At 55.6% G+C, this 22,580-nt stretch carries 14 protein-coding genes and 1 pseudogene; 8 read left to right on the forward strand and 7 right to left on the reverse strand.

What is annotated here, in order from left to right; genetic code table 11:
* Positions 1-82 precede the first annotated feature (82 nt).
* Complete coding sequence (locus WG929_RS14370; protein ID WP_416206610.1) at positions 83-340, reverse strand: type II toxin-antitoxin system RelE/ParE family toxin; 258 nt, start codon at positions 338-340, stop codon at positions 83-85.
* A complete protein-coding gene (locus WG929_RS14375; RefSeq protein ID WP_369856238.1) occupies positions 340-621 on the reverse strand; it encodes a type II toxin-antitoxin system RelB/DinJ family antitoxin in 282 nt (93 codons plus the stop codon). The genes WG929_RS14370 and WG929_RS14375 overlap by 1 nt, the downstream gene beginning before the upstream one ends.
* Before the next feature lie 267 nt (positions 622-888).
* Here WG929_RS14375 and tsaC point away from each other — a divergent pair, with 267 nt between their 5' ends.
* Genes tsaC through aroE form a run of 3 tightly spaced genes read left to right on the forward strand, consistent with a single transcriptional unit; the run spans position 889 to position 3,276 of the window.
* A complete protein-coding gene (gene tsaC, locus WG929_RS14380) occupies positions 889-1,446 on the forward strand; it encodes an L-threonylcarbamoyladenylate synthase type 1 TsaC (protein WP_416206611.1) in 558 nt (185 codons plus the stop codon).
* A 25-nt stretch (positions 1,447-1,471) separates the two neighbouring features.
* Positions 1,472-2,422, forward strand: coding sequence for an oxygen-dependent coproporphyrinogen oxidase (hemF, locus tag WG929_RS14385; RefSeq protein WP_416206612.1), 951 nt, complete (start codon positions 1,472-1,474; stop codon positions 2,420-2,422).
* Positions 2,423-2,448: 26 nt separating this feature from the next.
* Positions 2,449-3,276: a shikimate dehydrogenase gene (gene aroE / locus WG929_RS14390; protein WP_416206613.1), complete on the forward strand. Its 828-nt coding sequence runs from the start codon at positions 2,449-2,451 to the stop codon at positions 3,274-3,276.
* Positions 3,277-3,360: 84 nt separating this feature from the next.
* Here aroE and WG929_RS14395 read toward each other — a convergent pair whose 3' ends face one another.
* Both WG929_RS14395 and WG929_RS14400 read right to left on the reverse strand, forming a co-directional pair.
* Complete coding sequence (locus WG929_RS14395; protein WP_416206614.1) at positions 3,361-3,594, reverse strand: type II toxin-antitoxin system RelE/ParE family toxin; 234 nt, start codon at positions 3,592-3,594, stop codon at positions 3,361-3,363.
* A gap of 120 nt (positions 3,595-3,714) precedes the next feature.
* A complete protein-coding gene (locus WG929_RS14400) occupies positions 3,715-4,341 on the reverse strand; it encodes a superinfection exclusion B family protein (protein ID WP_416206615.1) in 627 nt (208 codons plus the stop codon).
* A gap of 207 nt (positions 4,342-4,548) precedes the next feature.
* On the opposite strand from WG929_RS14400, the gene WG929_RS14405 reads away from it, so the two are divergent.
* Both WG929_RS14405 and WG929_RS14410 read left to right on the forward strand, forming a co-directional pair.
* Positions 4,549-4,755, forward strand: a complete 207-nt coding sequence (locus tag WG929_RS14405; RefSeq protein WP_416206616.1) for a site-specific integrase — start codon at positions 4,549-4,551, stop codon at positions 4,753-4,755.
* A 48-nt stretch (positions 4,756-4,803) separates the two neighbouring features.
* Positions 4,804-5,031 (forward strand): annotated as a pseudogene (locus WG929_RS14410) (tyrosine-type recombinase/integrase); the annotation flags it as partial.
* 261 nt (positions 5,032-5,292) lie between these two features.
* Here the strand turns inward: WG929_RS14410 and WG929_RS14415 are convergent.
* From WG929_RS14415 to WG929_RS14425, 3 genes are all read right to left on the reverse strand, one after another.
* Positions 5,293-7,776 (reverse strand): choice-of-anchor I family protein, encoded by a 2,484-nt coding sequence (locus WG929_RS14415; RefSeq protein WP_416206617.1) that lies wholly within the window; start codon positions 7,774-7,776, stop codon positions 5,293-5,295.
* A 302-nt stretch (positions 7,777-8,078) separates the two neighbouring features.
* Positions 8,079-8,801 carry a YebC/PmpR family DNA-binding transcriptional regulator gene (locus WG929_RS14420; RefSeq protein WP_416206618.1) on the reverse strand — a complete coding sequence of 241 codons (723 nt, stop codon included), beginning with the start codon at positions 8,799-8,801 and terminating at the stop codon, positions 8,079-8,081.
* A 99-nt stretch (positions 8,802-8,900) separates the two neighbouring features.
* Positions 8,901-9,608 carry a tRNA-uridine aminocarboxypropyltransferase gene (locus WG929_RS14425; RefSeq protein WP_416206619.1) on the reverse strand — a complete coding sequence of 236 codons (708 nt, stop codon included), beginning with the start codon at positions 9,606-9,608 and terminating at the stop codon, positions 8,901-8,903.
* A gap of 358 nt (positions 9,609-9,966) precedes the next feature.
* Here WG929_RS14425 and WG929_RS14430 point away from each other — a divergent pair, with 358 nt between their 5' ends.
* Genes WG929_RS14430 through WG929_RS14440 form a run of 3 tightly spaced genes read left to right on the forward strand, consistent with a single transcriptional unit; the run spans position 9,967 to position 22,522 of the window.
* The gene (locus WG929_RS14430; RefSeq protein ID WP_416206620.1) at positions 9,967-11,250 is read left to right on the forward strand and encodes a S8 family peptidase; all 1,284 of its coding nucleotides are present in this window, start codon (positions 9,967-9,969) and stop codon (positions 11,248-11,250) included.
* On the forward strand, positions 11,247-12,509 hold the full coding sequence (locus WG929_RS14435) for a TIGR03032 family protein (RefSeq protein ID WP_416206621.1): 1,263 nt from the start codon (positions 11,247-11,249) through the stop codon (positions 12,507-12,509). Before WG929_RS14430 ends, WG929_RS14435 begins: the two co-directional genes overlap by 4 nt.
* The gene (locus WG929_RS14440) at positions 12,506-22,522 is read left to right on the forward strand and encodes a tandem-95 repeat protein (protein ID WP_416206622.1); all 10,017 of its coding nucleotides are present in this window, start codon (positions 12,506-12,508) and stop codon (positions 22,520-22,522) included. Before WG929_RS14435 ends, WG929_RS14440 begins: the two co-directional genes overlap by 4 nt.
* The last annotated feature ends 58 nt before the right edge of the window (positions 22,523-22,580 follow it).

Below are 22,580 nucleotides of genomic sequence, written 5' to 3' on the forward strand. Positions count from 1 at the left end.
CGGAGAGTGTTTGCCCAGTTGCCGTTATGCGAAACCGTGGAAGACATCGAAAAACTGCTGCCTGAGAATATGAAAGCGGCCGTTATTTAAATCGGTAGATGGGGTTGTTTGAGCGTTTACCTTCAATCCCGTAGGAAACGATCATTAAAATGTCGGGGATAAGAAGCAGCCGTCCTCTAATGCCATCACGTTGAACACCCAGTAAAGGTTGTTCAAGTAGATTTACTACTTTAGCTTCAAGGATGTCGTCAGTTTTTTCAGCGACGTCAGGGTTAAAGTCATAAAGAAACTCAAAGATCTTCTCACGATCATTCAGCGACTCTTCTTCCCATAAAATCATTATTGATCCCGGCTGCGAATTTTAGCCTTTCGTTCAGCTATTCTCGTTTTTGCTGTTTCATGGTCGATGAATAAAGTTTTTCCTGAGTCAAATTTCTCAAATGCTAGGTTTACTTGTTCAGTTAACCAAGCGTCATGAGATAATGCTTTTCTTTGTTGCTCTGCCATTTGCTCAGTGAGTTCTCGGCAAGCATCGCTGAGTGTGCGACCTTGGCTCTCAGCCATTTGCTGAGCCAAGCGTTTAATTTCGTCATCAACACGAAATTGAATTCTGGTATCCATGAGTTGCTCCCAAATTAATGTGCGTACAAACGTTAGCACTAGCATAAGGGAAGGACAACTAACACAGCGTTTAAGAGTCCTGCGCGCCATACGCACTCGTGATCATTTTTGCGGGCCGATAAGTCCATACCGACAAAAGCGCAAGGATACCCAACAGCAAAACAATCTGCTCTCAATCAAGCCACTAAACGCGTTGCGCTGGCTGATGCTTGTCGAGTTTCCGGTGATGGGGTAGGGTTCGGCCAATTACCTTGCAGGAACTCCACTTTGTCTTTTTACCTCAATGCCTGGCATTTGCAGCAGGCTTGCCGTGCGATTAACTCGGGCGGTGTTATTGCTTACCCTACCGAAGCGGTCTGGGGTCTGGGTTGTCATCCGGCAGATGAGCGTGCGATTGAGCGGGTGTTGGCCTTAAAACAGCGGCCATGGCAAAAAGGGCTGGTGGTGGTGGCCGCCTCGCTGTCGCAGCTGGAAAACTGGTTGTTGCCGTTAAGCGGTGTAGACGAAGCGCAGGTGCGTGCCAGCTGGCCGGGGCCGGTGTCCTGGGTGTTGCCTTGCCGGGATGAGGTTAGCCCGTTGCTGCGAGGGACGCATTCATCGCTGGCGGTGCGTATTTCTGATCATCCGCTGGTGTCGGCCTTGTGCCAGCAAGTCGGGCCGCTGGTGTCGACCTCGGCCAACCCTGCCGGGGCCGACCCTGCGCGTACAGCACTGAAAGTCCGGCAGTATTTTGCCGACGAACTGGATTATCTGCTGCCTGGTGTCTTGGGCGGCCGTTGCCAACCTTCTGAAATCCGAACACTGGACGGTGCGCGTCTGCGTTGATGCGTCCTGATCGACTGGAGCCGATATGACCGATCACAGCCGCTGCGACGTTGCCGCAGTCAAACGTTTTTTGCTCGACTTGCAGGATCGTATCTGTGCTGCGCTGGAGCAGCAGGATGGCAAGGCCCGCTTCAGTGAAGATAACTGGGAGCGGGATGAAGCAGAGGGTGCCTTGCAGTTGCTCGGCGGTGGCCGTACCCGAGTGATCACCAACGGCGCGGTCATCGAAAAAGGCGGCGTCAATTTTTCCCATGTGCGCGGGCAAACCTTGCCTGGCTCCGCTACCGCTAATCGACCGGAGCTGGCCGGGCGCAGTTTTCAGGCCTTGGGTGTCTCGTTAGTGATTCACCCTGAAAACCCCTACGTTCCTACATCACATGCCAACGTGCGGCTGTTTGTGGCCGAAAAAGCCGGTGAAGCGCCGGTCTGGTGGTTTGGCGGTGGTTTTGACCTGACTCCCTTCTATCCTTACGAAGAGGATGTGGTGCATTGGCACCAGACCGCCAAAGACCTGTGCGCACCCTTCGGTGATGAGGTCTTCCCGACATACAAACAGTGGTGTGACGAGTACTTTTTTCTTAAGCATCGTAACGAAACTCGCGGGGTTGGCGGGTTGTTTTTTGATGATCTGAATGAGTGGGATGGTGCGCAGGATTTTGCCCGGAGTTTTGCCTTTATGCAGGCGGTGGGGAATGGCTTTATCGATGCCTATGTGCCGATTGTGGCGCGCCGCAAAGCCCAGTCCTGGGGGGAGCGTGAGCGCAAGTTCCAGTGCTATCGCCGTGGGCGGTATGTCGAATTTAATCTGGTGTTTGATCGGGGTACTATTTTTGGTCTGCAAACCGGTGGCCGTACCGAATCGATTCTGATGTCCTTGCCACCGGTGGTGCATTGGGATTACGACTGGCAGCCAGAGGCCGGGTCGGCTGAGTCCCGTTTATACACTGATTTTTTGCCCCACAAAGACTGGGTCTGAGCACGAGAATACGCAGGAGCACACGCATGACAGATCGTTACGCCGTCGTCGGTAACCCCATAGGTCACAGCAAGTCACCGGCGATACATACCGCGTTTGCGGCGCAAACCGGTGAAGATATTCTATACACCGCTTTGTTGTTGCCACTGGATGGCTTCGAGCACCAAGCCCGGCTGTTTTTTGAGCATGGAGGCGGTTGCGGTTTGAATATTACCGTACCGTTCAAGGAAGATGCCTACCGGTTGGCCGATGACTATACCGACCGCGCCAAACGGGCGGGGGCAGTTAATACACTGAAAAAACGGCCAGATGGTTCCTTGTTAGGAGATAACACCGATGGCGCTGGTCTGGTACTGGATCTGAAACGCCACAGTGTGCCGCTGGCGAATCGCCGTATCTTGCTGCTAGGTGCCGGTGGAGCTGCCCGTGGTGTGTTGCAACCGCTGCTGGAAGAAATGCCTGCCGAACTGGTGATTGCCAACCGGACGCAAAGCAAGGCCGAGCAACTGGCTGCGGACTTCAGCGATCTGGGGGCGATCCGCGCCAGCACCTTTGCCGATCTGAGCGGGCCTTTCGATCTGATCATCAATGGCACCTCCGCCAGCCTGGGGGGCGATCTGCCACCTCTGGCTGATACGCTGGTGGCGGCCAATACCGTGACCTATGACATGATGTACGGCGCACAGCCAACCGTCTTTAATGCCTGGACCAGTGCCCTCGGGGCCGCACAGACCATTGACGGTCTGGGGATGTTGGTAGGACAGGCCGCTGAATCATTTTACGTCTGGCGCGGTAAGCGCCCGGATGTGGCCAACGTGATCACGATGCTAAAGCAGGATCGTCGTCGCGGCTGAAACAGCTTTGGCACTAGCCGCAGGGGCGACAGCCAGTACGGTATACAAGGACAGGGTGCACTGATATCAGAGGTATCATCACCCTCACTCGAAAGTTACACGCCAGTTACCATTGACAATAATTGACCACAGACCCTTTCGGCTACCTTTTAACTGATGCAGCTGGTAACCAGGGATATCCAAATCCTCAATACAATGAGCAGTATCTAAGGCCGCAAGCTGCATTCTTAGTTTGGTGACGTGAGCAGCTTGAATACCTTTCTTAGTTCCGGTTTTATAGAACTTTTTCAGGCCTTTGTGCTTGAAGGATTTAATCATATTCAGATTGCAGCGTGTTGCGCAACACTGTCAAAACGCATAACGCCGCATAACGCTTGGGTTATGTGCGGAAAAACCGCAGGTTTTGGAGTCGCATTGACCCACTTGTTAAATGTTTTTTTAGTGACGGTGGAATATTTTATTGTGCCGTTCTATTTCTGCCATAAATGATGGACGGTTGGTTTGCACCCAATAAACCTCATCTTCTGTTGGCTCAGCAGTGTCAGGAAGCCCGATGACATTACTGGATAAATAGGCTTCGATTTGGGGGTTCACTTGCATCGGCATTAGTGTTCCAGCTAAAGAGCGTTCGCCCATATCCCCTGCCAGTACAAGTAGCCTTGATTTTCTCATCCCAGCAATAACTGCGTTATCAATGGGAAGCTGAAGAGTATTTCTTTTCTGAATATAAAATTCTCTCAGGACGGCCTTTTCATGGAAATCTAACTTAGGTAATGCGCTAATTAAAAACTCAAAATCTTTGGCTTTTTCTTTCCGTGCTTTAAAAAAATAAGCTCCCCGTTTTAATAGCTCCGCAACCACTAAGCAAGAACTAAAAATAAAAGTTGCGCCGATATAAGGGCGGTAATCTTTCGCAAAATCAGCCAACCCCAATTTTGAAGAATACTCTTCTGGTAAAAATACAACTAAGCCCGAGAATACTGCTAAAATCCAAATATGTTTTATCGGTAACTTTATAGTTTCTAATGCTTTATCTAAGAAGTCTGGTATATGCCCTCGATACATTTAACCGTTTATTCATGCGCATGCGCGTTTTTCTGTTTTAACGTGCGCATTAATTTTGCGCCAAAAGCGCAAAACCATTGAACTTCATGAGGTTACGCTAACAGCAACCGAAAAAATGCGCAACCTCTCTGGAAATACGAGCATGGATTTTCTCTTCGATTTGATAATGCTGTTCATACATACAGTTTTTTCGGGAGGAGTAGAACCATGGGTAAACGTCCGTTTTTGAATCAGATCTCGCGTTTCATGAGGCTGAATGGATACAGCCTTCGAACAGAAAAAACTTACCTCTACTGGATCAAGGCCTACATACGCTTTCATCAACGCCAGCACCCGAATGCAATGGGGCCTGTTGAGGTCATGGGTTTTCTGGATCACCTGGCGTCTGACCAACAGGTGTCATCGCCAGCATGAGTCATAGAATAGCCAGCGAGTTGCCTTGAATGCTCTGGTATTTTTGTTCCGCGTAAAGCACTGAAAATCGCCGTAGCAAACAGTGGTATTGCAAAAAAAGTAAGCTGCCATACCTTCAGGCACAGTTTTGCAACCGAGCTGTTATGCTCCGGCCTGGATATTCGCACCGTACAGGAGTTGTTGGGGCATTCAGATGTGTCAACCACACAGATATATACCCACGTGATCGGCCAGCATTTCGCGGGTACAGAAAGCCCGCTGGATCGGTTGCAATAGCAAAAGCAGATGCGGGCATCCTGCCGCATTAAACGATCGCATTAAACGGTGAGCATGTGAAAAGCGATTCCCTGATTGTCATCCGGGCTGCGCTTGCAGTTGATCCAGAATACTCATAATCCGCCTATAAAAAACGGGAGCCTTGGCTCCCGTTGTGGTTCTTGTTTCTCTTTGGGTCTTATCCCTGGTTTATGGCTCCGGCATCCTTGCTCATATTGCCTGCCGGGCTGACACCCTCACGCCATCAACCCGGCGGGTTTCTCAGTTCAAACGGATAATAGACACCGAACCTTTGGCATCCCGCAGGTAGTCGCTACTTGGTTCGCCTTCGTTAGCGGTCATGATAAAGCTGCCATCATGGCTGAAGGCCACCATGTCGGGCAGAGAACCGACGCGGGCATAACCATAGATGCTGTCGTCGCTGGTATTAAATACCGCTACAGTACCGAAGGCCTGCTTGTCGTTGGCTTCCATCGCGACTGCCAGCTTGCCGTTCTTGACTGCTACGCTGTTCACACCAGCGCCGTAAGCGGCCAGGTTGATCGCCCCGGTGACTGCCAGGCCAGTGTCGCTCAGAGTCACGATATCAACACGGGGGCCATCACTGATCGCACCGTTGTTAACGACATACAGTTTGTGCAGGGTGCTGTCGTAGGCGACGATTTCTGATGCGCGTTCACCGCCTTCAATTGTCACGGTGTACTGGTGGCTGAAAACAGGTTTGGCGCTATCCGCAGCGGCGACAGCGGGCACTGCATACAGGGACAGGGTGCCGCTGACTTCGTTGGCGGTGACCAGCGCGGCGGCGAAACCGAACTCGCTGACGCTATCCGAATCGAGGAACAGCAGGCCTTCCGGTGCTTCGTCACCCTCGTGGGTTAGCAGTTGTAGCTGTTCTGGTGCACTGATATCAGAAATGTCGTACACCGCAATCGCACTGGCGCGTTCCATGCCAATAAAGGCATAACGCAGGCCATTCACCATACCGGTGGTGACGGATTCCGGTTCGCTGCCCTTGTCGTCGGAGCGGCCATCCGGGTAAATACCGGCGGCAATGGTCATTTCGGCCAGATCGTTGCCACTGTCGAACACCTGTTCGCCGGTTTCACCATTCCAGATACTGAAGGAACGGCCACCATAGGCATAGATGGTTTCGATGTCGGTAGCAACGGCTTCGTCGGAGAACGGGTTAAGGGTGGTTTTCAGACGTCCCAGCACGGTTTCACCTTGCAAGGTCGCAGCGTCCGGGAACGCGGTTGTATTCAGTGTCAGGTCATCGACTCGGGCTTCTTCTGAGAAACCGTCGTAGTCGCGTGCGTCGCCTTCGTTGGCGCTGATGACATAATGGGTGCCATTGTCTTCGAAGGTGGTGATGGCGTCCGGCATAAAGAAGCCCTTGACGTTGGCGTAAGCGGTCAGCGCGGTGCCTGCTTCCTTGTCGGAGGCATTCATGGCATTGGCTTCGAGACCGTAGTCTTGCAGACCCAACGGCAGGATTTTGGTGATGGCTTCGGCATCGACGGTCAGGTCAATCACCGCCAGTCCGTTGTTTTCCTGCAGCGAGACCCAGGCTGTGGTGTCATCGGCACTGATGGCGACGTATTCCGGTTCCACATCCGTGGCCAGATCGGCGCCAGGGCCAAAGACACGGAACCCTTCAGCTTCCAGCGCTGCTTCCTGATCGTTCAGACCATCGAAAAACAGTGTGGTAACGGCCAGTTCAGCAGGGCTGGCGGCGAGGTTGGTTTCACCTGGGGTGGCGTAGATGTCACCGGTGGCCCAGTCTCCACCATCGGGCAGGCGACCGGCGCTGTTGGCGTGGGTATCGGCAGTGACTGTGTAGTCGTCGGCCAGATTACCTTGATAGAACAGACGAATGGTGTCGCCTTTGCCGAGACCGAAGTCTTGATCCGCTGCGGCAACAATGGCAGCTGGCGCACCGTCTACTTGTGTCGTTTCATTCGGCATGATGACCAGGAACCCTTTGGCGGCAATAACAGTGCCATCAGGGATGGTCACCGGGGTATGGGTATCGTCACTGTCGAGCAGCGTCCAGTCAGTACCAGTAAAGGTAAACTCGGCATCGGCGCTGTTGTAGAGTTCAACAAAGTCAAAGTCACCTTTGGTGCGCACTTCGTTGATGAAGATATCGGTGGCGACAGCGGTGACTGGCTCTTCTTCTTCAGCGGCGGCCGGTGCGGTATTGGCGGCGGTGGGAGTAGCACTCATGGCACCTTCAGCCCAATCGCCGCCGTCCGGGTAGCGGCCAAGAGTGTCGGCGTGTTCGCCGTCAGTCCAGCTATAGCTGTCGTGAGCTGTACCTTGATACAGCAGGTTGGCCGTATCGCCCTTGCCCAGACCAAAGCCATCGGCTCCGCCCAATACGGCGCTGGTAACGGTCGCTGGCAGTTCAGTTGCATCGGTCAGTACCAGCAGGTAGCCACCGGCGGCAATTTCAGTACCGGCTGGAATCGCAATGGCGGTATGGCTGCTGTCGCCATCCAAGAGACCCCATTCGCCGTCGGCGAAGGTATAGGATTCAGATCCGGCGTTGTAAATTTCAACATAATCGTAGTCGCCGGTAGAGCGCACTTCGTTAATCACGATATTACTGATGTCGAATTCGGCCGGTGTGTCGGTATTGGTATCGGCGTTGTTGTTATCGTTGTCGTCGCTGCCACAGGCAGTCAAGGCTGCGGTGATGGCCATCGCCAGCGTGCCTTTTTTCCAGAGATCGAGAGACATGATCTTTCCTTTGTTATCGGTATTAACAGGTATTCAAAGGCTTCAAGCGTATGACGGTTTTGTGACGTCCGGGTGACCTGAAAATGACACGAATATGACGATTGCAAGGCAAGACAAAACAAGTGGGAGCTGGCAGGGGGAATGGGTTTGGGCGGTAAGGTGTGGGCGGTAAGGTTTTACCGTTAACAGGCAGTAAATACGCAAACGGCACTTTATATAAAAGTGCCGTTTTGGACGGTGTCGTTTTGGTTAGCGATGGCCTCATCTACTCGGAAGGCTGAGGCGATGGCTGACGCGGCTGATCAGCCTTCAAATTCACCGTTATGGTAGATTTCCTGTACGTCTTCCAGATCGTTCATCAAACTGGCAAAACGCTCAAATTGATCGGCGTCGTCTGTTGCAATCGGGTGCGGCATTTGTGGCAGGTAGGTGATTTCTTCCATTTCAAAATCAATGTCGGCACGCCATTCGGTCAGTGCGGTTTTGGTTTTGAAGAACTCGGTGGGTGGCACCAGCACCGTGACCATGCCGTCTTCGCAGTCGATATCGGAAACATCAATATCGGCTTCCATCAGCATTTCCAGGGCTTCATCTTCGCTGTCATCCGCAAACACAAACATGGCGCGATGATCGAACATGTGGGAGACCGAACCCTGGCTGCCGAGCTTGGCCTTGCACTTGGAAAACACGCCCCGGATTTCACCGAAGGTGCGGTTCGGGTTGTCGGTCAGGGCGCTGATCAACACCATGGCACCGCCAGGCGCAATGCCTTCATACAGGGCCGGTTGGAAGTCTTCTCCAGCACCACCAGTGGCCTTGTCGATGGCTTTTTCGATCACGTGGGTGGGCACCTGATCTTTTTTGGCCCGGTCGATCAGTGAGCGCAACGACAGGTTGGCCGATGGATCGGGGCCGCCTGCCTTGGCGGCTACATAGATTTCTCGGCCATACTTGGAGTAGACCTTGGTTTTTGCCGCGGCCGTTTTGGCCATGGATTCTTTTCGGTTTTGATACGCTCTGCCCATGGGAATCAGTCTTTTCTTGGGTGAATAAGTCAAAAAAACGTCTGAATTGTACCCATTGCTGTCGAGGCTGTCTTGTCGATCTTCTGCTGGCCGGGGATTTCAGTGACGTGGCTTGCCCGCCAAATAACGCTCACGGAACAAGGCAAAATAAGCTGCCAGGCGGCTGCTTGCGGTGGCTGCGCCCAGCTGTTGCAGTATTTCTATCGCTACTTCTGCGGTGCCCAGCTGGTAATCGTGCGCCGCTTCCCTCAATTGATAGTTACCCGGTTCGAGTGGCTCAATCCCCAGTATTGGAATGCCACTGAGGTAAGGGCTGCGGAACATTTTGCGGGCTTCGCGCCAACTGCCGTCGAGCAATATCAGCAAGGGTTTGCGCTGTTGCTCTGACGCTTGCATCTGGTACTGCTGCAGCTTGTCCGGGGTGTCCAGACACTGCTGGGTATCGGCGTACTGGAACGGGAAGATCACCAACGGCGCATAGGCCGGGTTGGTCAGTAATGCCAGCAAGGCGGCATCCGGCTCGGTGCGGTTCCACAGAAATGCGTGGTTATCACTCAGTACATCCGCCACCAGACGACCGCTGTTACTGGGCTTGTAGACTTCGCCTTTGTAATAAATCAGGCAGACCGCGACCTCGTCAGAAGGGGCAGGCCGTTGTGTGCAAAGGCACAGCGGCAAGGATAACAGGCAATGCTGACAACGAATCATCCGGCCTCCCCGAGCAATAAAAGCCCGCCGTGATTGCGCCAGCTCTTGCTGACGCAAGTGGGTGACCGCATTTTCGAGAACAGGGGGAGTATCAGACATGGTCAGTACACGGGCCGGGAAAGGGAGCGGCATAGTGCGGCAAAGTGATCGCGGCGGCAAATAGTGGCTTACCTGGGAGCGCCAGCTGCCATGCTGGCCAAAGTGTCGGCTGTAAGCCTCGCGTATTTATCGCAGCCGTTGGTGGGCATGGCTGCCTGCCCATGCCTATGAGTGGGCCAGCGGGTGTTTTTTATACCCGGATTTTTAATTAAGGTGGCTTTCTTGCTGAACCCAGATTCCTCTGCTTGGCTTGGTAGAGGGCAGCGCTGGCGTGCCTGTGGTGTCGGCGAGGCCGTAGATGGTGAAATGCTGTTGGATCTTGATGGGTATGTGGGCGAGTGTGTTAGCGCAGGCAGCAATGCCAGTGACGACACAGTCGGCTGCTACTCTGCAGTTTGAGAATTTTGCCACCCCGGTTGTGCTGCATGCTGTGGGTGAGCAGGTGTATCAGGTTGAGGCGTCACAACAACGGGTCATGGTGGCTCGGCGTTTGGTCGTACGGGTAGCCGCAGATTTCCCCAAGCAACGTATTGCAGCGGTAGCGGGTATTGATAAGGTCAGTGCGCTGTTTTTGGGTCACGATTATCAGTATTGGCTGGTGGCGTTAAGTCCGGGTGTGGACATCGCGGAGATGCTGGCTGCGGTGGCCGACATTCCCGGTGTTGAACGGGTACAGCCCGATCTCTTGCAGTTGCGCGACAAGGCTGGCGACGAGACGACGGATCTTCACTCATCCGGTCATTACCAGGTCAATGGATTGGCGGCGTTGTGGCAATTCACTCAGGGTCAGGGCGTCAAGGTCGCGGTGATTGACGACGGCTTTGCGTTGAACCACCCACAGTTTGTACAGCTGTCACCGACGTTTTTATACGATACCGCATCGCAGCAGCGAAACGCAGCTCCGCAGAACTCCCAGGATACTCACGGCACTCGGGTTGCCGGGGTGTTGTTTGCCGCCCACGACGGTCATGGCCTGAAGGGGCTGGTGCCGAATGCCGGTTTGATTGGCATTCGCCAGCCCGACAGCTGGACTTCCAATACCTTGCTGGCTTTTCAGCTGGCGGCCATGTCTCGCGCCGATGTCATTAATTGCAGCTGGACCACCCGTTTGTTGCTGGAGCCAGTGCAGGATGTGGTGCGCGACCTGGCTCGTTGGGGGCGCGCTGGCAGAGGGTTGCCGGTGGTGTTTGCGGCCGGTAACGAAGGTCGGTTGATTACACCTCATAGCTCGGAAGCGGCTATTCCTGAGGCGATTGTGGTGGGGGCGCTTGGTCTTCGACAGCAACGGCTGCCACACAGTAATTATGGGCCGACGGTGGATTTTTATGCCTTCGGCCTGCCGCTCGACAGTACGGATATTGCGGGCGGCTACCAGGCCTTTGGTGGCACCTCGCTGGCGGCCGCCATTGTGTCAGGACTGGCGGCGCTGATTATTGCCACGGAACCGGACATGCCGTTGTCCGCGCTGCAGCAGCGGCTGGCGGATTTATTGCCTGCTCCCATGCCTGTTGCTTCCTCTGCTGGTACGCCTGACCCCGCTGTTATTTCTGAACCGGCAGGCGTTGCTACTGCGGTTGCCTCTGTTTCCGGCTCACCTGAGTTCGGCTTGTCACTTACATCCCTAGTCAGGAAGTACCCATGACGTCTATCAATCCGGCGCTGGAATCACCGCTTGCCACTGGCGCTGCTGCTGAGCCGGAAGCAGATTTTGGCTGTGAATATTCCGCCAACTTGCCGGCCCTGCTCAAGCACCTGAATATCTCGCTGGCATTTACTTCCTATCAGGCGCAACGGTTGATGCTGGTGCGCACTGACGGCGTCACACTGGATGTCAATTTTAAACACTTCCCCCGGCCAATGGGGCTAACGGCCGATAGTAACGGCCTGACATTGGGGATCTTCACCCAGGTACTGCAATTCCAGCGTGAAGACGGCTTGCTGCCACAGATCAAACAGCCGCTGAAGCGTATTGAAGACGATGTGACGGCCCCGCGACTGCTGCTGCAAAACAATGGCCAGGTTGCCGCGCCCCAGCCTGCTGCGGGTGCGGCAAAATCGTCAGAGGAGGAGGCGTTCGAGGCTTATCAAACCTCGCTGTATGAGCCGGTCGACAGCCGTGTCGATGCCTGTTTTATCGCTCGCTCCAGCCATTACACCGGCATGATCAATATCCACGATGTGGAGTGGGGCAACGACGGCTTATGGGTGGTGAACTCGAGCTTTTCCTGTCTCAGTTCACTCGATCCCCGCTACAGCTTTGTACCGCGCTGGAAGCCGCCTTTTATCAGTGCGCTGGTTGCGGAAGATCGCTGTCATCTGAACGGTATGACCCTGAAAGACGGCCAACCCGCCTACGTGACCACCTTTTCGACCGCCGATGAACGCGGTAAATGGCGCGATGGCGAGGGCTTTAATGGCACCTTGATGGATGTGCAACGGAACGAAATTCTGGTCGCTGGCTTGGCCATGCCGCACTCCCCGCGCTGGTATCGCGGCAAGGTGTACTACTGCCATTCCGGTCTGGGCCAGCTGTGTTGTTACGACCCGGCCAGCGGTGAGAACCGGGTGTTGGCGGAAGTCCCTGGTTTTACCCGAGGCATGGATTTCCATGGCCCGATTCTGGTGATGGGGCTATCCCGCGTGCGACAGACGGATGTTTCTCGGCCAGCGCCACTGGCACAAAAGTATGACGAAACTCTGTCGGGCTTGTGGTTCTTCAATCTCGATGACCTGTCTGAAATTGGCCAGATCCGCTTTACCGGCAACGTTGAGCAAATCTACGACGTAGCAGTACTTACCGGCTGTTGCTTCCCCGAAATTATTGAGCCGTCGCATCCACGGATGCGTAACCATTTTTGTCATCCCCCGATGCAACCGCTGCGTCCTGAGGCGTGTATATGAATACCAACAAACCCGTATCCCGAGAACCGTCTTCCACTTCGCAGCCGTTACGCAAGGCCGCCTTGGCTTTACCGTTGATTGCCATGGCCGGAGCCTTTGCGGCACCGGCGAGCATGAGTCGCTCTGCCAGTCACAGCAGCAGTCGCCGATTGGCACGGGGGGCGACCATTGTGGTGGCTGATCAAGCGTTGCAGATCGACGCCGCTGCTTCCGAGCAGGACGAGATGCCACGGAGCGCGTTTGATGCCTTTCGACGTGGCCAGACATCCGGCAGGGCACTGGATAATACAGGCGCTACGTTGTCAGAGAACACGTTGTCAGACGACGCCGGAATACTGGCTTTTTTACAGCAAAACCAACGGCTTGAGTCGCAACCCAAGGCTGCTGCGGCGTTGTCTGGCGCCTTGTTGGGGCGCAAATATTTTGCCAGCGACAGCCCATTCGATCACTGTCATTTCACCTGGGGCAGTGTGTATTACACCAACACTTATACATCCCTGAATCAGGCCAGTTGTGAAATAAGTTGGAGTGGCACCTGGCACACCGGGGTGAGCGCGCCGGTGGTGATGGCCACCAGTATCCTGAACAAAACCAGCAGCAGTTTTGATGTCAGTGTCAGCATGAGTGAATCGGCCACCGTGTACGCTGTGCTGGTGGAGAGCAATAAAACCGCCCCGACACCTGCCCAGGTGATTGCCGGAACCGATGGCGACAATAATGCGGCGCTGCAAACGACCAGCGGGGCGGCGGCCAACAGCACCACGCTGAGTTTTAGTGGCCTGGATGCCAGCAAGTATTATCTGGTTTATCTGGCGGCCGTGGATGGCAGCAGTGAAGTCACTTCTGCCTCGACTCAGGTCAATCCGGCCTATGAGACCGGCCTGATCTCGGCTGATGGCACCTGGAAATTTCCCAAAATCCGTGTGGATGACAGCGGTAATTATTACCTCGGCTATTCCAAAGATGGCAGCAGCGGTGACGACATTACCTTCCTGCTCTGGAACGGTGCCGGTTTCTCCAATTACACCTCGTTTAATGCCAGTGCCATCTCGGGTCGCGCTTACGTCAGCTGGGGCAATGAACAGCGCGTTGATTATGACTTCGACAGTAACGGCCATATTCACGCTGTTTTCAGCGCCACCGAAACCAACTATGCCAACACCGGCGATCCTTTCTATGGCTATTACAATGGCAGCAGCTGGAGCTTCACCAAAATAGCCGAGACCGGCAATTCGGTGGATGAAGTGGATGTGTTTGTCGACGCCAACGATGACGTTCACGTCTCCTGGAAAGTCTACAACGGCTCTGGCTATCAGGTGGATTACGCCACCAACAAGAGTGGTAGCTGGGTTAAAACCAATGTCGTGGTTGCTGGCAATGGCACGGATGAGGCTCACGATACCTATGTCGTGGCCGACAGCAGTGGCACCGCGACCGTGTTCTACCGCCGTGAAGACTCGCAGAACAATGGTGAGGACAACTATTACATGGAGTCATCCAGCGATGGCTTCAGCGCTTCGACCAAAATCCTCAACGGTAAGGGCGATGCCAAAGTCTATCGTATGGCGAATGTGCTGATCGACAGCAGCAACAAGATTCACTACGCGTATTCAGACCAAACTGGTGGTGCTTCCTATTATGTTACCAATGCCTCTGGCGGCTGGGTCAGTACGGCGATCACCCATGCAGGGCACAGTACGCCGTGGGTCTATGGCATGGAGTATTACAACGGTGTGTATTACTTCGCCAACTACGGCGATAGCAAATACTTCATCAACAGCTACAACGGCAGCGACTGGGTCGATGGTTTTGATTTTGAACTCGACGGTTGGATGAACGACCGCTTTGCGGTGAACAGCACCGCCGATCGCATCATGCTGGTGTCGGAAAATTCCAGTGACTGGGAAATCCACTACCACACAGGCACTATTGCTGGCTATGTGACCCCTACCAGCCCGGCCGACAGCGACGGCAATCTGACATCCGCCGCCGGAGTGACTGAGCCGGTGGGGCTGGATACCACTGTGGATAGCGTTGGCGAAGCAGTGGATCTGTTCGACTTTACGCTCTCCGATGGCGCCAGCAGTGACGGCTTGGCAATGGAAATCAGCCAACTGGTAGTGAACGTATCGGGCACCAGTAGCGATGCCGAACGAGCGAATGTCACTTGGCGTTTGAACGGCGCAGATGCCAGCAACGTCACTGGGGTTTATAGCAGCGCGAACGACACCATTACCTTTTCAGGTCTGAGTATTTCGATTGCCGATGGTGGCAGCGAGATCTACACAATTAATGGCTATTACAACGACAACACCGGTTTGACCGAAGATCACACCATGATCCTCAGTATGGATGGCGACACCGACGTCACCATATCCGGCGGGACCTCCATGGGGGCCACCAGTGCTGTTTCCAACAGCTCCGGCACCACAGTTGATGTCACCGCCACCGGCTTGAGGCTCACAACCCAGGCTGCGGGGCTTGTGTCCGGTATGGCCATGACCACCCAGCCGGTTGTCGCTGCGGAAGATGCGTTCGGCAATATCGATAGCGATTTTACCGAAGTGGTAACAGGCTCCGACGAAGGCATAAACCCCGGTAATGTGCTCACCAATAACAGCGTCACGGCAGTGGCCGGGGTAGCGACATTCACCAGCCTGACCAATACCACCGCCACCGATGGCCAGGCACTGATCGTAACGTTTAATGATCAGGATGGTATCGGCAGTAATTTAACTACCGTGAATACCAACCTGCTGTTTACTGATGTGGTGGCCACGCAACTGCAATTGACCACTCAGCCTGCGCCGTTAACAGTCAGCAGTGGCGAAGCCAAAAGCCTGACGACCGTGCCGGTGGTGAAAGCCGTCGATGCCAACGGTTATGTCGATACCGGCTATAGCAGCGATATCCGTTTGGCGGAAGTGAACGGCGCTGGCTCAGCGCTGATGACGACCACTGGCGATACCGACGGCAGTGCTGCCACAGTTAGCCTGACCCCGTCGTCCGGGGTCGCCACCTTTACAGCGCTGCAAATTACCTACACCACCTCGGGCAGCAGTAGCGAAACCTTTAACCTGCAGGCCAGTTCCGGCAGCTTGACAACCACTACCAGCAGCCAGCTGACGGCGACCAATGTGCCGACGTTAACAGATGCTCATATCAGCATCTCGGGAGCCTCCGGTACCGGCGGAACTTACGTCATTGGCGATACCATTTCCGCCAGCTGGAACAACACCAGCAGTGGCGACAACAATACCGGCGTCAGCGCTGTGACGGTCGACTTCAGCCCGTTTGGCGGTGGCGCTGCCATCAGTGCGAGTGAGTCAGCGGGCAGCTGGATCGCCACTTATACCCTCACCGCCGGAGCCATCGACAGCAGCAATCGTAATGTGTCGGTGACAGCGACCAACAGCAGTGGTCATGCCACGGCAGCGGATACGACCAACGCCAGCGTAGATAATATTGCTCCCATCGTCACCGACGCTAACCTGTCGATCTCTGGCGCCTCCGGTATCGGCGGCGCTTTCCGTGCGGGCGATACCGTTACCGCCCGCTGGAACAACACCGCCGGTGGTGACAACAACAGCGACACCATCAGCAGCGCCAGTGTCAATTTCTCCGCCTTTGGTGGTGGTGCCGCCGTAGTAGCATCAAACAGCGCCGGTAGCTGGAGCGCGACTTACACACTTGTCAGTAGTGCCATTGACAGCAGTAACCGCAATATTTCCCTGACGGCGATCGACAATGCCGGTAACAGCACCACCAGCGCCGACAGCACCAATGCCACAGTGGATAACATGGCTCCCACCATAACGGACGGCAACCTGTCGATCTCCGGTGCATCCGGTAGCGGTGGTGTATTTATTGCCGGAGATACCCTGACCGCCCGCTGGAACAACACCGCCGCTGGCGACAACAACAGCGACACCATCAGCAGTGTGACGATGAATTTCGTCGCCTTTGGTGGTGGTTCTGCCGTGGTGGCATCAAACAACAGCGGTATCTGGAGCGCCAGCTACAGCATTACCAGCAGCTCAACCGATGGCACGCCGCTGAATATCAGCGCCACCGCGACCGACAACGCCGGTAATAACGCCAGCGCGACAGACAGCAGCAATGCCACGGTCGACACCAGCGCACCCTCCGGCCACAGCGTAGCGTTCGACGACTCCCTGATTGGCTCTGGTGAATACAACGCCGTCAGCTTCACCTTTGCCAGCGCCGAAGTCGCTGGCAATTATAGCTACTCCATCAGCTCCAGTGGTGGCGGTACCGCCGTCACTGGCTCTGGCACCGTCAGCAGCGCTGCTGAACAGGTTAGCGGTATCGACCTGTCAGGCCTGAATGACGGCACCCTGACCCTCAGCGTGATACTGACCGACGTTGCGGGTAACAGCGCGACGGCGGTTACCGATACCAGTACGCTGGATACCACGGCTCCGGTTCTGACCGAAGTCAGCGCAGCCACTTCCCTGGGAAATGACACCACGCCAGCATTGACCTTCTCGACTAATGAGGCGGGCACGTTAGCGGTGGGCGGCAGCTGTGGCAGTGCCAGCGAAGGGGCAGTCTCTTCCGGCAATCAGACGATTAGCCTGTCGCAGCCGGACAACAGCTCGGCTCTGGCTGAAGGCAGTTACAACGACTGCACCTTGACCGTCACCGACGCTGCAGACAACGCCAGTTCAGCACTGAGTCTGAGCGGCTTTGAAATTGACCTGACTGGTCCGAGTGGTCACAGCATCAGCTTCGACGACAGTCTGATCAACAGCACTGAAGCCAGCTCGATCAGTGTGACCATGGCCAGCGCCGAAGTCGGAGCGGCTTACCGTTATTCGATCTCATCCAGCGGCGGCGGCACTGCAGTAACCGGCAGCGGTACGGTAACCAGTGCCAGCGAACCACTCACCGCAATCGATGTTTCCAGCCTTGCTGACGGCACTCTGACGGTCTCGCTGTTCTTAACCGACAGCGCTAACAACGCGGCTAGTGCCGTCACGGCAACCAGTACTCTGGACACCAGCGCACCCTCCGGCCACAGCGTAGCGTTCGACGACTCCCTGATTGGCTCTGGTGAATACAGCGCCGTCAGCTTCACCTTTGCCAGCGCCGAAGTCGCTGGCAGTTATAGCTACTCCATCAGTTCCAGTGGTGGCGGTACCGCCGTCACTGGCTCTGGCACCGTCAGCAGCGCTGCTGAACAGGTTAGCGGTATCGACCTGTCAGGCCTGAATGACGGCACCCTGACCCTCAGCGTGATACTGACCGATGTTGCGGGTAACAGCGCGACGGCGGTTACCGATACCAGTACGCTGGATGTCGCTGATCCGGTTCTCAGCAGTTCAACCCCGGCGGATGACGCCAGCAGTGTGCAGTACAATAGCCGCATTGTGCTGACTCTGAGCGAGGCGGTGAGCGCAACCACGGGCAACTTCCAGCTGTACGATGCGGATGGCGATACGCTGGTGGAAGCCATTGCCGTTGGCTCTGGGCAGGTGGTTATCAGTGGCACACAAGTGACCATTACCCCGGCGGCCAACTGGACGCCAACCCATCGTTATTACCTGCTGGCTGACAGTGGCCTGCTGGTGGATGCCGCGCTTAATGGCTGGGCCGGATTGAGTGTCGCCAGCGAACTCAACTTTACGGTGGCCAACAACAACCCGACCGGAGGGGCCGACAGCGGCAGTACCCAGGAAGATACTGCGGTAGACATTAACGTGTTGGCCAACGATGGCGATGTGGATTCCACGCTCAACGCTGCCAGTGTAACCGTTACTCATGCTCCGGCTCATGGTTCGGCCAGTGTCAACACCGCCAACGGTGTGATTACCTATACACCGTTAGCCGACTTTAACGGTGTGGATTCTTTCACCTACGCGGTGGATGATATTTACAGTGGCAGTTCGGGTGATATAACCGTCAGCATCGCCGTTGCGGCTGTCAATGACGCCCCCGTCGCTGTCGCCGATGTGGCAACGACAGCGGAAGACACTGCAGTGACCATCAACGTTGCTAATAACGACACCGATGTTGATAACAGTGACAGTGTTGATACCACTACCCTGACCATTGTCAGTGCAGCTGCGGAAGGTAGTGCCAGCGTGGTGTCTGGCCAGATTGAGTACACACCAGCTGCCAACTTTAACGGCTCTGATTCACTGACTTACCAGATCAAAGACCAGCACGGTGCAACCTCTAATGTCGCGACTCTGATCATCAACGTCAGTGGCGTGAACGATGCGCCAGTGGCGGCTGACGATACCGGCTCGACCGCCGAGGACACCGAGCTGGTGATTGACGTTATCGGCAACGACACGGATATCGACGGTACGCTGGACAGCTCGAAGGTAACGGTTGTTAGTTCTCCGGCACACGGTACTATCACCGTGGATGCCAGCAGCGGTGAAATCACGTATCGCCCTGCGGCAGATTTCAACGGCAGCGACAGCTTTACCTATGTGGTGAAAGACGATAGCGATGCCACTTCCAATGTCGCGACCGTCAGCCTGACGATTACTGCCGTGAACGATGCCCCTGTCGCCAGCAACGACAACGTGACCCTGCTGGAAGACGCCAGCCTCAACATCAACGCCTTGGGCAACGACAGCGATGTAGATGGCTCAATACAGGCTGCGACTCTGGTGCTGGTGGAACCACCAGCTCAGGGCATCGCAAGCGTGCTCAGCGGCGTGATCAACTATACCCCAGATGCCGACTTTAACGGTGCCGACAGCCTCAGCTACCGGGTGCAGGATGACAGTGGTGCCTGGTCAAATACGGCGACGGTTGTGATGACAATCACTGCTGTCAACGACGAGCCACTGGCCAATAACGACAGCGCCAGCACCAGCGAAGACAGTGCGGTGGTGATCGACGTGGCTGCAAACGACAGCGATATCGATGGTAGCCTCGATCTCAGCAGTATCGTGGTTGTTACGGATGTCAGCCACGGAACCCTGGTCGACAACGCCGATGGCAGCTTGACCTACACACCGGATAGCGACTACTACGGCAGTGACAGCTTTACCTACCAGCTGTCAGATAACGAAGCTGGCACCTCCGCCGTTGCCAGCGTCAGCCTGAGCGTTGCGGCGGTGAACGATGCGCCGCTGCTATCCGGTACACCGGCCAGCAGCGTTCTGGAAGGAAGCACCTTCAGCTTTACCCCCACCGTGGTGGATAGCGACAGCAGCAGCTTTAACTTCACACTCAGTGGCGCACCGGCCTGGCTAGTGATCAATTCGACTACCGGTAAGTTGACCGGCACCCCGGCGGTTGGCGATGAAGGCAGCTACAGCGGTATCGTGATGACGGCAGATGACCGTGGTACGGTGAATCCTACCGGCTCATTGCCAGCCTTCAGCCTTGTCGTGATCGGTGATAACGATAGCGATGGCATTGCCAACGCTGACGACAGTGATGACGATAACGACGGCATGTCGGACGACTATGAAACCCGCTACGGTTTTGATCCGTTCGATGACAGTGATGCCTTGACCGACAGTGATGGCGATACCATCCCCAATGGCCAGGAACAGCAAGACGGCACTGACCCGAGCAACAGCAGTGACTACCTCGATACCACGCCGCCAATGATCACACCACCAGCGGATGCCATTGTCGATGCGACCGGAGTCTTCACTCGCGTTAGTGTGGCGGACCTGCTCGGTGTGAGTGATACCAGTGCAGCCTTGGCAGCAATGACCAGCGACAACGTCGACGGCCCTGGTTGCTGCAACACCAGCGTACTGGGCCTGAAAGGTGGCAGTTTACGGATGCGTCCGGGTATTCACACGGTGACCTACAGCGCCACCGATGCCAAGGGTAATACCAGTACCACGACCCAGACCTTGCGGGTTCGCCCGCTGGTGTCCTTCAGCCGCGATATCGCCAGTGTCGAAGGCGGTAATGTCGAGGTCGACGTAGTACTGAACGGCAGTGCACCGGATTACCCGTTCGAAGTGCCTTATCGGATTGACAGTGCCAGCAGTACGGCGGACAGCGCCGACCATAATCTCAGTGCTGGCAGCGTCATTTTCACAGCAGACAGTACCGAGGCCCGGATCAGCTTCCAGCTCACCGATGATGGTATCTCCGAAGGAGCAGAGATTCTGGTACTGGCCCTGGATGACGACACCACCGAGAGCGACGACCTCAGTGGTGGTTACGACCCAAGTGCCCCTGATATTCACGACATTAACGCTGGAGCCAGCCACCGCGTGACCATAACGATAGGCGAGCAAAACCTCGCGCCAGCGGCCAGCATGGTGTTGCAGCAGGGCGGTAGCAATACCGTATTGGTGGCACGTGATGGCGGTATGGTGACGGCGACGGTCCGTGTGACCGACGCCAACCTGCAAGATACCCACCGTTTCGACTGGGCCAGCAGCCACAGCGCCTTGGTGGATACCGATGGCAGCCTGACCAACACCACACTGGTTTTTGATCCGTCCGGATTAAGCAGTGGCCGTTACAACGTGCAGGTACGGGTCGATGACAGCCAGGGTGCTGCCGATATCGCCCGCATCTATTTCCGGGTCGAAGCATCGGCACCGGTACTATCTGGCAGCGATGACAGCGATGGTGACGGTATCGTCGATGCCGACGAAGGCACCGCCGACAGCGATGATGACGGTATTCCGGACTACCTCGACAACATTGCCCAGAGCAACCTGCTGCCAGAAACTGCCAGCGAAACCGACGGCTTCCTGGTGGAATGTGACCCTGGCGTGCTGTGCCGACTGGGTCAGTTCGCCATCATGGGCAGCAGCGGTGGTGCTCGATTGAGCGATGACGATATTGCGGCGCAACAGGATCTGGGTGCAGACGACGATTTTGAACCGAAAGGCGGTGTCTTCGATTTCGAAATCCACGACCTGCCGACCATGGGCCAGAGCGTCAGCATTGTCGTACCACAAACGCAGCAAATTCCGGCCAATGCCGTCTATCGCAAGTTCCAGAATGGTCGCTGGAACAGCTTTGTCAGCGATACCAATAACCACATTTACTCCAGCGCCGGCAGCCTTGGCTATTGCCCACCTCCGGGAGATAGCAGCTGGGTGGCAGGACTGACCGAAGGAGATTTCTGTGTGCAGCTGACCATTGAAGACGGTGGCCCGAACGACGCCGATAACGAAGTAAACGGTGCAGTAGAAGATCCGGGAGCCGTGTCGATATTACGCGCGGACCAGACCCAAACGCTGGCAGATATCAGCACCCGAGCCGACCGCAGTGGCGGTAGTTTGGGCGGGCTAGGATTGCTGCTGCTGGCTGCTGTTGCCAGTTGTGGTTACCGCCGTCGTCCAGGGACTCACCGATCCGCGTTGCCTGCGGTGATATTGCCGTTGGCAGGCGTGTTGGGATTGGCGTTACTGATGCCAACTGCAACGGTTGAGGCAGCCACACCGGCGAGCGAGTACGACAGCTACTGGCTCGAAGACCTTGGCCTCGACCAAGACAAGGGTTACGTCACCATTGGCCTTTACCGGGCGCATAGCAGCCAAAGCGGCGGCGAACTGCAAAGTCAGCTACAGACCGATGGCCTTGATGCCACCGTGACCGACTACGACGCCAAGCGCACCACCTTTGATATGGGTATCGGCTATCGCTACTTACCGGGGTATGCCGTAGAAATTCGTTATCTCGACATGGGAGCAGCCAGCACGGATCTCAGTGCCAACGCCGCCCCCAACGACCTCAAAACCAGCCTGCGCCGACATCACCCGGTGGGCGGCTCCGGCATCGTACTTAGCCAGCGCTTTAGCGACGCCATCAATAACCAGCTGACACTCTCGTTTGAACTGGGGCTGTATCGCTGGAGTGGCGAAGTGGATACCCGTCGCGATGACCTCAACAGCCACCTCGACTCCGGCACCGCCCCCATGGGTGGGCTGGGGCTCGACTACCAGCTCAACACTGAAGTGGGCATCGGCATACGCTACCAGCGCTTCCTGTTCGACCGCCAACAACTCGATCTGGCCGGAGCCAGCGTACAGATAGGATTTTAACCGCACCGCACAAACACATGAGTCCGGGAGTGCCAGCTGCCACGCTGGCCAAACGGCT

This window comes from Oceanobacter antarcticus, from assembly GCF_044962685.1.
Lineage (GTDB): Bacteria > Pseudomonadota > Gammaproteobacteria > Pseudomonadales > Oceanobacteraceae > Oceanobacter > Oceanobacter antarcticus.